This is a genomic window from Alteriqipengyuania halimionae, from assembly GCF_009827575.1.
Classification (GTDB): Bacteria; Pseudomonadota; Alphaproteobacteria; order Sphingomonadales; family Sphingomonadaceae; genus Alteriqipengyuania_A; species Alteriqipengyuania_A halimionae.
The window spans coordinates 266852-278762 of record NZ_WTYR01000001.1 but is presented as its reverse complement, the minus strand read 5'-3'; the positions used below and the strand labels follow the sequence as shown (position 1 = coordinate 278762).

Here is an 11911-nt window from a genome sequence, read left to right as displayed (position 1 = left end):
CCCCCGAAGAAGCAACCTAGTGGAAGTCGCGGCTCTTGGGCAGGATCCGGACATTGCGCGGATGGGTCTGCCGCGGCGCAGCCAGCGAACGCTTGACCTGGCGCGGAGCGCAATCGGCATTGGCGGCATCGGGTACGATATCGACCTTCGCCTTGGCCGCGCTCATCGTGCGACGCGGGCGGTTCACTTCGTCGGCACGCGAGATCTGCGGCTCGAGCAAGTCCTCGCTCAGCGCGGCGAGCCGCCAGGTCGCATCCTCCATCCGGTTGACGATCACGTGGAGCACCTCGTCATCCATCTCCACCCGTCCGCTCACCTCCATCAGTCGCGCGCCCATGATGACCTTGCGGTATTTCTCCATCATGTCGGGCCAGATGACGAGATTGACCACGCCGGTCTCGTCTTCCAGCGTGATGAAGCACACGCCCTTGGCGCTGCCGGGCCGCTGGCGGATCAGCACCACACCCGAGACCTTCACTGTGCTGCGGAAATTCTTCGTCCGCAGGTCCGCGCTGGCGGTGAAGCCGCGGGTCCGCAGATTCTCTCGCAGGAAGGAAAGCGGGTGGGCCTTGAGGCTCAATCGCATGGTCTGGTAATCGGCCACGACATGCTCGGACAGCGGCATTTGCGGCAATTGGTGGGCGCGGCGCTCCTCGCCTTCGTCGCGGGCATCGGCGGCGGCGAACAGTGGCAGGTCGATCGCAGGCTTGAGCGCGCGCGCATCCCATAGCGCCTGCCGGCGATCGAGGCCCATAGAGCGAAACGCATCGGCCGCCGCCAACCGCTCGATCACGCTGGGAGGCAGCTTCGTGCGGGTATGCAATTCGGCGATCGAGCCAAAGGCCCCGCGCTGTTCGCGTTCGGCCACAAGATAGGCCGCGGCCACTTCGCGCAATCCATCGACCTGGCGGAAGCCGAGCCGCATCGGTGGCTGTGCATTGTCCGTAGTGAATTCCTCCAGCGTATTGTTCCATCCGCTGTGATTGACGTCGACCGCGCGGACCTCGACCCCGTGCTCCTGCGCGTCTCGCACGATCTGCGCGGGCGCATAGAAGCCCATAGGCTGCGAGTTCAGCAGAGCGCAGGCGAACACTGCCGGGTAGTGGCATTTCATCCAGCTCGAAATGTAGACGAGGTGGGCAAAGCTGGCCGCGTGGCTCTCCGGGAAACCATACTCACCGAAGCCCCGGATCTGGTTGAAGCAGCGTTCGGAAAAGTCCGGATCGTAGCCGCGCTCGATCATCCGGCCGACCATCTTGTCCTGCAATTCATCGACCATGCCTCGGCTGCGGAAAGTCGCCATCGCCTTGCGCAACTGGTTGGCTTCCACGCTGGAGAATTTCGCCGCGTCCAGCGCGATCTTCATCGCCTGTTCCTGGAAAATCGGGACACCCAGCGTCCGTTCGAGGATCGAGGACAATTCATCGGGCGGACCGTGATCGGGCGAAGGCTTCGGAATTTCCACAGCCTCGTCGCCCCGACGACGCTTGAGATAGGGATGCACCATATCGCCCTGGATCGGGCCCGGACGCACGATCGCGACCTCGATCACCAGATCGTAGAAGCGGCGCGGCTTGAGGCGCGGAAGCATGTTCATCTGCGCCCGGCTCTCGACCTGGAACACGCCCAGGCTGTCGCCCTTCACCAGCATGTCGTAGACGCGCGGATCCTCGCGCGGGGTGGTCGCCAGCGTCAGGTCGCGCCCGTGGTGATCGCGCAGCAGGTCGAAGCCTTTCTGAAGGCAGGTCAGCATGCCCAGCGCCAGCACATCGATCTTGAGGATGCCGAGCGCGTCGATATCGTCCTTGTCCCATTCGATGAAGCTGCGATCCGCCATCGCGCCATTGCCGATCGGCACACTCTCGATCAGCGGTCCCTGCGTGAGGATGAACCCACCGACATGTTGCGAAAGATGGCGCGGTATGCCAATCATCTGCTCGGTCAGCGCGAGCACGCGGCGCAATTGCGGATCGGCCATATCGAGCCCGGCTTCGGTGGCGTGCTTTTCGGCAATCTCGCGCCCGTGACTGCCCCAGACGGTGCGCGCCAGCGCCGAGGTCGTGTCTTCGGACAGCCCCATCACCTTGCCCACTTCGCGGATCGCCATGCGCGGGCGGTAATGGATCACCGTCGCGCACAGGCCGGCGCGCTGCCGCCCGTAGCGATTGTAGATATACTGGATCACTTCCTCGCGCCGCTCATGCTCGAAATCGACGTCGATATCGGGCGGCTCCTTGCGCTCTTCGGAGATGAAGCGATCGAACAGCAATTCGTGCTCGTCGGGATCGACGGCGGTGATGCCGAGACAATAGCAGACCGCCGAATTCGCCGCGCTGCCGCGCCCTTGGCACAGGATCGGCGGATCGCACCCCCGCGCGAAGTCGATGATGTCCTTGATGGTGAGGAAATAGCGCGCAATGTCGAGCTTGCCGATCAGCTCGAGTTCGCGCGCGATCAGCCGTTCGACCTTTTCCGGCACGCCCCGGGGATAGCGCCATGCAGCCCCTTCGCGGGTGAGCGCGGCGAGATGCGCATCGGGCGTGCGATCCTTTGGGATCGGCTCGTCGGGATATTCATAGGCCAGTTCGGTGAGGTTGAAAGCGCAGGCATCGGCCACCTCTCGCGTGGCTGTGATCGCATGCGGCCATTTGGCGAACAGGCGGATCATCTCCTCCGGCGGCTTCAGATACCGCTCGGCATTGGCGTGGAGCAGCAGGCCTGCATTGGCGATCGTGGTCTTCTCGCGAATGCAGGTCATCACGTCCTGCAACGGACGGCGCTCGGGCGCGTGGTAATGCACATCATTGGTGGCGAGGATGGCGAGGCCGTTGTCCTTCGCCACCGCATCGAGCCGGTTGATCCGCGCGACATCGTCTCCGCGATAGAGATAGGCGGCGGCGATATGGCGCATGGTGGGGAGCCGCGCGGCGAGATCGGGGAGCATCTGCTCGAACGCTTCGTCCAGCGCATCGGGTGGTATCAGGATCAGCTGCACGCCCGCTGCGTGATCGGCCAGCATGGCAAGGTCGATATGGGTCTCGCCCTTGTCCTGCCATGCGCCGTCGAGCGTGTGCATCTTCGCTTTCGACAGCAGAGCGGAAAGGCGACCATAGCTCGCGCGGTCGGTCGGGTAGGCGAGGAATTGCCAGCCTTCGACGGTCACGATCCGGCAGCCGATCACCGGACGCATCCGTGCGGTGGTCGCCTCGGTATGAAGCCGCACCACACCTGCCAGCGTATTGCGATCGGCGATCCCGATCACATCGTAGCCCCGGGCAAAGGCGGTCAGCACCAAATCCACCGCATCGGACGCGCCGCGCAGGAAGGAAAAGCAGCTGGTGATGCCCAGCTCGACATAGTCGGCGCGCGCATTGCCCGCGAAATCCTCATCCGACAGGCGCGCCAGCGTGCGGCGATCGGGCGTGAGCGGTTGCTCGGGCATCAGGCACCCCTCCTCACGCAAAAAACCCGTGCAGATACCAGTCGGGCGGCCCGCCACGCCCGTCGCCGACCAGGCCATGGCGATAGATCCAGTAGCGGCGCCCCGTCTCGTCCTCGATCCGGTAGTAATCGCGCAGGCGTGCGCTCGATCGCTCGCGCCACCATTCGGGGGCGAGCCGTTCAGGCCCCTCGACCCGGGCGATGTCGTGCAAGCCGCCGCGCCAGCGGAACCGGCGAGGCAGGCCTTCGGGCGTGGCGTAGATGACGGTGATCGGCTCTGCCCGGTCGAGCAGCTTGAGCGGACGCTGGTGAAAGTCGAGATCGTATTGCCCCGCCGGTGGCTGCACATCGGGGGCGAGCCGCCTTTGCGAGCGTTCGGGCAGATGGCTTCCGCGCGGGGCGAGCCGCGCCACGCGCTGGCGCCCCAGCCGCGTCACCAGCCGGTCGATCAGTACCGGAAAGCTCGTGCCATTGGCTTCGGGTGCATCGAGCCGATCCTGCTCCTGTTCGAGCCTCTCGGCCCACACCGCAATCAGCCGCGCCTGGTCGATCCCGAACGGAGCATCGATCCCTTCGAGCCGATCGTCGAATAGTCGCGCGAGATGTTCTGGGTCGCGCGAGGGCGATGCCAGCTCGACGGTGCGCGCGATCGTATCGCCATCGACCCGCCACAACAGCAGGTGCAGCCGCCGCGCGCCCTTGCGCTCAGCCTCGAGGCTGCGAGCGAGATCCTCGGCCAGGTCGGTCACGATCCGCGCCAGCAGGTCGAGCGCGAGCAGCGGCTCCATCAGATGACGCTCGGCGGAAAGCGGTGTTTCCTCCACCAGCGGCACCAGCGGTTCGGCCGTGCGGCCCAGCACATGGTCGAGCCGGGCGAGCGGATTGGCTTCGGCGGCGCGGCGATTGCGGAAGCGCCGGACCAGATTTTCGCGCGGCACATCCATCAGATCGCCGATGGTCTTCAGCCCGAGCCGCGCGAGCAGCAGCTTCGTATCCTCGTTGAGCCGCAGCGCCGCCACCGGAAGCGGAGCAAGCGCGCGCGGCAGCGCAGCAGGATCGAGCACCAGCGGCCGCTCTCCGCCGTAATGCGACAGCGCCCAGGCCGCCCCCGCAGTGGGCGCGATCGCAGGGCGGCAGGTATAGCCCTGCATCGCAAAGCGGCGCTCGATTGCAGCCAGCAACGCCACTTCGCCATCGAACAGATGCGCGGCACCCGAGGCATTGAGCAACGCACCGTCGGCTCCATCCACCATGCTCCATGGTCCCCAGCGCTGCGCGGCAAGCGCGATCCGTTCGAGCGTGCGGGCATTGCCCTCATGATCGGAGGGCAGCGCCACGAGGCCGGGCGCGAGCATCCGCGCATCGGCCAGCCGCATGCCCGCCTGCGCGCCCGCTTCGGCGGCGAGCGGGCTGGCGGCATCGATCACCGGGCCATGCGCGGTCTCGGTAACCAGCACGACCGGTTCGAGCGCGGCATCGCCGTCACCCCGCCTCGCGGCGTTCCGGCTCCAGCGGTCGATCGCGAGGTTGGGGAACCACAGCGAGACGATGACCCGGCTCATGCTGCCACCCGCCATGTTCGAGGGTAAAGTGGCCGGGCCTGAGGCCGCGCCCGCGAAACAGGTCCGCCCCTGCCCGCGGCTCTCCCGGGGCGACCGCATTCCAGCGATGCGGGGCCGAAGGTGCCGCAGCCACCCGCCAGCGCAATCGCGCAGCGGAAAGGTTCGCGAACCCGTCGCGCCGCAACAGGTAGAGCGGCACGCCATGCCGCTCGGCCGCCAGCACCAACCGCCGCGTGGCGGTGAAGTCGAGCGGCTTGGGATCGCCCGCAAGCTCTCCGACGACGAAGGACAGCGCACCGCATCTTACGCCCTCCTCCATCGCCCACAGCGCATCGGCGGGGTTGGCCGCCGCGACATGGACGAGCCCGCTTCGCCGCGCGACCGGCAAGCCATGAAGGAACGGGCGTCCGCCGCGGCGAATGCTCTGCGCATCCTGCACCCACAGCCAGGGTTTCGCCGTTTCATCGTCTTGCCGCCGGGCTTCGGCGAACGCCAGCGCCAGCGCTTCGCCGGAGGCATCGTCCATGCTCGAGAACAGCTCCCACAGGCTGGGCGGCAAGTCACGCTCGGGCGACCAATCCACACCCTCCCCCGCCCGCGCGGCAGGCAAGTCCGCCGCGCGCAGCGCAGCGAGGCCATCGGGGGCCGCGTCATTGGCGGGAGAAGGAAGATGATCGGCATCGGACACAGTGGGGCTACGAATCGACTCGCGTTAATGTTCCCATTATGTTCTCACCGTTCTCCTTCTCAGGCAAGGTCTCAATTCGCTCTTTTCCAACACATATTCGCGCGCTGCTCCAACCAGCCGATGGGGCTGTATTCAACTACAGAACGCGGGCGGCGTACTGAGTTCGAACCAACGACCTACCGATCACAAGGCATGCGATGCAGAGCACTTCATTGCCGTTTCGGGCGAGAAATAATCAATCACCAATTTTTTTTGCACTAACTCATTTCTTGGGTTGCGCGCTGCGCGAACCAAGCAATTCGGGCGCGTCGAGGCGTTATAGCATCGCAACACACCCAATAGTTATCCCAAACAAGCATTGTGAACCGCGATTTAACCCTTGCACGGCGGCAGTAGTCTAAGCACAATCATGGGTGGGAAAAGCAACTCCCCTTCCAAAAGGGAGTTGGGGGGCACGCCGCTGGTCCGATACAAGAGTCCGCGCTCGTCGCCCCCTCCCACTCTATTTTTCAAAATTGTATTACAACGTCAATCAGCTTATTATTACAGCCAGCAAAAATTGCAGGAAATCTGCGCTTAATAAACGATAATATTTTTTATCCACGGCGTGGATCACTCAATCGGAGAGATTTCCTGCTCGGCTTAGATCTGCTCGTAGCCCACATCCTCATTGACAAGCTCGCCACGCTGAAGCCGCAAGGAAAAAAGCGCGGTCGCCTGCTGTTGCGCGCAGCCGGTACCTGAGGCGCGATGGTGAGTCGGCAACGTTGCGTTGATGACGCGCGCGCGGCTCGCCCAGCGGGCGCTCACACGATTCCTGCGATCAAGGAAAAAGGGTGGTGAGCCGTGCTGGGTTCGAACCAGCGACCTACTGATTAAAAGTCAGTTGCTCTACCGACTGAGCTAACGGCCCGACCACGGGGGCGCACTAGGGAGCGGGCGGCGCGCGGTCAAGCGTGCATCGAGTTGTCTTACGCTAAGGCCCGTTACCGGGTCGCGCCAGTCGGGGGCGATGCGCACGGCAGGGGCAAGGACGAAGCCGCGTTCGCGGAACAGCGGATGCGGAATTGCGAGGTCGGGCTCCGCGAAAATGCCGCCGCTCCAAAGCACGATATCGCAATCGAGCGTCCGGTCGCCCCAGCGCTGGCCGCGGCGCGTGCGGCCGAATTCACGCTCGAGCGCCTGCAACCCCGTGAGCATCGCCTGCGGATCGTATTCGCTCTCGATCACCGCCGCAGCATTCGCGAAACGGCGCTGCGCCGGGCCGAGAGGAGCGGTATCGATGATCGAACTGCGCGCGCGCACGGTGCCGAGGGCTGCGAGTTCCTCCATCGCGGCGCGCACGATCGCCCGCGGACCGCCCCAAGGTTGGCGTCGGCGGTTGGAGCCGAGCGCGACGAGATAGGTGCTGCTCAGATATCCTCGCAGATGCGCGAATAGAGCTGCGGACGGCGATCGCGGAAGAAGCCCATGCCCGCGCGGTGCTTCGCCGCACGTGCGGTATCGATCGTGGCGATCAGAATGCCGACATCCTCGGCATCGCATTCGGCGAGGTAATCGCCCCATTCGTCGCAGATGAAGCTGTGGCCGTAAAAGCGCTGCGGCACGTCGGAAGGACCTTCATGACCGATCCGGTTGGCGGCGATCACCGGCATGCAGTTCGACACGGCATGGCCGATCATCGCACGGCGCCACATGCGGCTTGTGTCGAGATCCGCGTCATAAGGTTCGGACCCGATCGCCGTGGGATAGAACAGCAATTCGGCGCCCTTGAGCGCCATGACCCGCGCGGCCTCGGGATACCATTGATCCCAGCAGATACCGACGCCGATCCGCACGCCGAACAGGTCCCAAACCTTGAACCCGTCATTGCCGGGGCGAAAATAGAACTTTTCCTCGTAACCCGGACCATCGGGGATGTGGCTCTTGCGATAGGTGCCCATGACCTCGCCATCGGCACCGATCATGGCGAGCGTGTTGTAATAGTGATGCCCGTCGCGCTCGAAAAAGCTGGTCGGGATCGCGACGCCGAGCGATTTGGCGAGCCTTTGCATCGCGATCACCGAGGGATGCTCGGCGGTCGGGCGCGCCAGCGCGAACAGCGCCTCGTCCTCCTCGCGGCAGAAATAGGGGCCGGAAAACAGCTCGGGCGGAAGCACGATCTGCGCGCCCTCGCCCGCCGCCTGTTCGACCAGCGCCGCAACGGCTGCGATATTGTCCTCCTCATCCTCTCGCGAGAGGTCGAGTTGCAGCGCGGCGACGGTGATCTCGGTCATGCGAGCCGCTTATTTCGGGACGAGCGCGAAGTCCACCTGCACCGACACGGTGCTCTGGGTCTGCCCGGCCATGATCCGGCCGTTGTAGCCCGCATCCTGCGATGCTTGCTCGGCGATCGCCGCCGTGCGGACGGGCGGTGGCGGCATGGCACCGGGCAGGTAGCGCCCGCCCTGCGAGCCGCCGGCGTCCCGGATCGTCAGGACGCGGTTGACCTTCATCCCCGCAGCATCGGCGTAGGCTTCGGCCCGGGCGAGGGCCGCCTTGTACGCATTGCCGTAGGCCGAATTGGCGGCGGTTTCGGCGTCGCTCATACGGAAATCGGGCCCGCTGACGATGTTGGCGCCGACATCGGTGACTGCGGCGACGACCGCACCGGTCTTGTCGACATCGCGCACGGTGACGGAGACGACGTTGCTGGCCTGGAATTTCCCGCGCTGCGGCCCGTAATCGATCCGCTGGACGCCGACATTGCGGGTCTGGATGTCCTTTTCGGCGATGCCGTTCTTTTCAAGGGCCGCTACGATCTTGTCGATATCCTCGGCAACCGCTTCGCTCGCGGCTTTCGCGCTCGAGGCGATCTTCTGGACCCCGGCCTGGAAGCGCGCTTCGTCGGGGGTGGTTTCGGCTTCGCCGGTGGCGCTTACCGACAGCAGCGTTTCCTTGTGATCGACCCCACGCGGGTCGTAAACCTGGTCTCCGCAGGCGGCGAGCGCGAGCGGGGCGGCGAAAATTAGGGCGGTTCGTTTGGACACGGCAAATCTCCCAGATGACGCACCGCCTCCGATGGCGGCGCGTCCGATCTGCCTCATTATCGCCTCATTTCATGAACCGAACATGTCAATCATACGTCTTATCGCTTGCGAAACAGCAGCGTCATGCGGTCACTTTCGCCCAAATCACGCGTCTGTTCGTTCTTGGTGCCCCAGACCGGCGGCATTTCCCACACGCCGCGTTCCCAAGTGGCAGGGTCTCGCGGATTGGCATTGATCTCGCTGGTGGCCACCAGTTCGAAACCATTGGCCTCGACCAGGCCGATCACGTCCTTCTGACGCATGTAGCCACGGCTGCCGTCGGTCATGTCGCCCGAGTGCCAGGCGGGCGCGCGGTGCTGGACGATGCCGAGCATGCCATCATCCTTCAACACATCGCGCAGCCGCGCCAGTTCGGTCTGCAGCACGCCGTTGCGATGGAGATTGTGCATCTCGCGGAAGATCAGCGCGCGATCGACCGTGCCCTTCATCGCATCGGTGAATTCATTCGAATAATAGACTTCCCATGGCGCACCCTCGAGCGACCAGCTCTGGGCCTGCTCCTCGAAACGCGCTCCCAGCTTTCCGGCGTAATCGCGGAAGCCCGCATTGGGCGAGATCGCCGGATCGGGATTGACGCCGATATACTGCCCGTCAGCCCCGAGAAACGGCACTAGCACGCGCGTGTACCAGCCGCTGGCCGGCATGTAGTCGATCACCGTCATGCCGGGTGCGACATGGAAGAAATCGAGCGTTTCGGCCGGGTGGCGGTATTGGTCGCGCGCCCGATCTTCGGCGCGGTTGTCCATTGCGAGGGCAGCTGCGGCCGCCTCCATCGTGCGAACGGGATCGTGCGCCGGTGCGGCGGTCGCGAGCATGGTGGCGGCGGCAAGGCCGGCAATCAGTGTACGCATGGAAATCTCCCCTGAAATCGATTGGTTTTCGTGTTCCCCAAAGCCCTAGCGCATTGGCAGGCGATGACAAAGCGGGAGGCGCTACCTATCTCCGTGGCAACAAGGAGATAGGCAAATGGCCGAATTGCAGACCGCGATCGTGGCGGGTGGATGTTTCTGGTGCACCGAGGCGGTGTTCAACGATGTCGTCGGGGTAGAGAAAGTCGGAAGCGGCTATATCGGCGGCGACGTCGAAAACCCGACCTACAAACAGGTCTGTTCGGGCGACACCGGACATGCCGAAGCGGTGAAACTCGCATTCGACCCCGATACGATTTCCCATGCCGAGATCCTCGACGTGTTCCTGGGCACACACGACCCGACCCAGCTTAACCGCCAGGGCAACGACGTCGGTACGCAGTATCGCTCGGCGATCTTCCCGCTCGACGATGCGCAGCGTGAAGAAGCCGAAGCCGCGATCGCGCGCTGGAACGAGAGCAATGACGGGACCGCGGTCACCACGATCGAGGAAGCCTCGACCTGGTATCCGGCCGAGGACTATCACCAGGAGTATTGGGAAGGCGAAGGGCAACGCAATCCCTATTGCCTCGCGACCATTCCGCCCAAGCTGATGAAGCTGCGCAAGAGCTTTCAGGCCAAGGTGAAATCGTGAAACGCGCCACCAAACGCCAGGGCAAGTTCGAGAAACCGGCCTACTGGACCGATAAGCCCGCACCGGAACCGAAGAAGGGCGAGGTCGACGAAGATCTCAGCCCGACGCGCTATGGCGACTGGGTGAAAGACGGCATCGCGATCGACTTCTGATCTAGGCTCAGGGGCCCCGCACGGGGCCCCTCGCCATTAGAGCGGCTTGAACGTCACCGGCAGGCCGTCGCGCGGTTTGGGAATCGGCCAAGCTTGCCAATCCTCGCCTGCACCCTCGACCAGCTCGATCCGGTAGCGCTGGAGAATGTGGGTCATCAGCACTTTCACCTGCATATAGGCGAAGTGCAGGCCGAGGCACATATGTGCGCCGCCGCCGAACGGCACCCACGCATATTTGTGCCGCGCCTTTACCTTGTCAGGCATGAACCGCAGCGGATCGAAGGCTGCCGGATCGTCCCAATGCTCTTCGTCGTGATGGACGAAATGCGGATTGACGCCGACGGCGGTTCCAGCCGGGATCTCGTAGCCGCCGAACTCGAAGCTCTCCAACGCGCGTCGCGGGATCGACGGTACGGGCGGCACGATCCGCAGCGCTTCCTTGAACGCCATCTCGACCATGTCGAGCTTGGCCAGCTCATCGTATTTGACGTCGCGCGCACGGCCATCGCCATCGGGGCCACCGGTGACCGAGATAATCTCGTCGCGCAGCGTTTCCTGCCAGCCGGGATTCTTGGCCAGCTGCCAGATCAACGTCGTGGCCGAGGACGTGATGGTGTCGTGTGCGGCCATCATCAGGAAATTCATATGATCGACGACCTCGTCGACCGGCAGCAATTCTCCATCGTCGCGCGTGGCGTTGGCGAACTGGCTGAACATGTCCTGCCCACCGCCTTCGGCGCGGCGCTTGGCGGTCTCCGTGGTGAAGAAATCGACCAGGAATTCGCGTCCCTTCACGCCGCGGCGCATCTGAGTGAACGGCAGCGGGCTACGCACCGGCGCGACCGAGGCCTGTACCATGTCGACGAAGGCGGTGTTGATCTGCTCCGATTCGGGGCCCCAAGGAATACCGATGAAACTGTCGGCCGCGAGATCGAGCGTCAGCTGCTTGATCGCAGGGTAGAATTCGACCCGCTCGCCGCTCCATTGTTCGACCCGCTCGCCGATTCCGCGATTGAGCGCACCGGTATAGTGCCGCATCGGCCCCGGCTTGAACGCGATCGAGAGCGCCCGGCGATCGACCCGGTGATGGTCGAAATCCATCAGCATCAACCCGCGCGGGAACAGCTTGTCGAGGATCGGGCCCCAGCCCTGCTCGCTGGAAAAGATTTTCTTGCGATCGAACAGCACCAGCTCGTTGGCTTCCGCCCCGATCAGCGCGACGACCCGCCCTCCGAAGGCACGGTTGCGATAGACCCGTCCGTACTTCTCGACCATCCCGCGCGTATAGGCATGCGGATCGGCCAGCATCCTGAAGGTATTGCCGATGATTGGCGGACCGTCTTCGCCCGGAATGTGCGAGAGATCCGACAGCGACGGATTGCCCTTCGACCAGTGCGTCGGGCGAACGGCGGCGGGTTGGTGCTCTGCAAGCGTAGCCATGGCCTCTTCCCTTACTTACCCCTGTGTAAGTAGTGG

At 64.2% G+C, this 11911-nt stretch carries 11 protein-coding genes and 1 tRNA gene; 2 read left to right on the top strand and 10 right to left on the bottom strand.

Annotated elements, in window-relative coordinates; all coding sequences use genetic code 11:
* Positions 1 to 16: 16 nt before the first annotated feature.
* From GRI68_RS01370 to GRI68_RS01330, 9 genes are all read right to left on the bottom strand, one after another.
* A complete protein-coding gene (locus GRI68_RS01370; protein ID WP_160615350.1) occupies positions 17 to 3442 on the bottom strand; it encodes an error-prone DNA polymerase in 3426 nt (1141 codons plus the stop codon).
* A 13-nt stretch (positions 3443 to 3455) separates the two neighbouring features.
* A complete protein-coding gene (locus tag GRI68_RS01365; protein WP_160615349.1) occupies positions 3456 to 5003 on the bottom strand; it encodes a DUF6504 family protein in 1548 nt (515 codons plus the stop codon).
* Positions 4924 to 5691, bottom strand: a complete 768-nt coding sequence (locus GRI68_RS01360) for an ImuA family protein (RefSeq protein ID WP_160615348.1) — start codon at positions 5689 to 5691, stop codon at positions 4924 to 4926. Before GRI68_RS01360 ends, GRI68_RS01365 begins: the two co-directional genes overlap by 80 nt.
* Positions 5692 to 6333: 642 nt before the next feature.
* The gene (locus GRI68_RS01355) at positions 6334 to 6501 is read right to left on the bottom strand and encodes a hypothetical protein (protein ID WP_160615347.1); all 168 of its coding nucleotides are present in this window, start codon (positions 6499 to 6501) and stop codon (positions 6334 to 6336) included.
* A gap of 27 nt (positions 6502 to 6528) precedes the next feature.
* A tRNA-Lys gene (locus GRI68_RS01350) sits at positions 6529 to 6604 on the bottom strand.
* Positions 6595 to 7038 (bottom strand): 2-amino-4-hydroxy-6-hydroxymethyldihydropteridine diphosphokinase, encoded by a 444-nt coding sequence (gene folK, locus GRI68_RS01345; RefSeq protein ID WP_407643357.1) that lies wholly within the window; start codon positions 7036 to 7038, stop codon positions 6595 to 6597. Before folK ends, GRI68_RS01350 begins: the two co-directional genes overlap by 10 nt.
* A 65-nt stretch (positions 7039 to 7103) precedes the next feature.
* Entirely contained in the window at positions 7104 to 7967 is an 864-nt protein-coding gene (aguB, locus tag GRI68_RS01340; RefSeq protein ID WP_160615346.1) for an N-carbamoylputrescine amidase, read from the bottom strand.
* Between the two features lie 9 nt (positions 7968 to 7976).
* Positions 7977 to 8720 carry an SIMPL domain-containing protein gene (locus GRI68_RS01335; protein WP_325063736.1) on the bottom strand — a complete coding sequence of 248 codons (744 nt, stop codon included), beginning with the start codon at positions 8718 to 8720 and terminating at the stop codon, positions 7977 to 7979.
* Between the two features lie 98 nt (positions 8721 to 8818).
* Positions 8819 to 9631 (bottom strand): class I SAM-dependent methyltransferase, encoded by an 813-nt coding sequence (locus GRI68_RS01330; protein WP_160615344.1) that lies wholly within the window; start codon positions 9629 to 9631, stop codon positions 8819 to 8821.
* Between the two features lie 115 nt (positions 9632 to 9746).
* On the opposite strand from GRI68_RS01330, the gene msrA reads away from it, so the two are divergent.
* Positions 9747 to 10283 carry a peptide-methionine (S)-S-oxide reductase MsrA gene (gene msrA / locus GRI68_RS01325; RefSeq protein ID WP_160615343.1) on the top strand — a complete coding sequence of 179 codons (537 nt, stop codon included), beginning with the start codon at positions 9747 to 9749 and terminating at the stop codon, positions 10281 to 10283.
* A complete protein-coding gene (locus GRI68_RS01320) occupies positions 10277 to 10435 on the top strand; it encodes a DUF1674 domain-containing protein (protein ID WP_160617785.1) in 159 nt (52 codons plus the stop codon). The genes msrA and GRI68_RS01320 overlap by 7 nt, the downstream gene beginning before the upstream one ends.
* 36 nt (positions 10436 to 10471) lie before the next feature.
* Here GRI68_RS01320 and GRI68_RS01315 read toward each other — a convergent pair whose 3' ends face one another.
* Complete coding sequence (locus GRI68_RS01315) at positions 10472 to 11875, bottom strand: cytochrome P450 (RefSeq protein ID WP_160615342.1); 1404 nt, start codon at positions 11873 to 11875, stop codon at positions 10472 to 10474.
* Positions 11876 to 11911 lie beyond the last annotated feature (36 nt).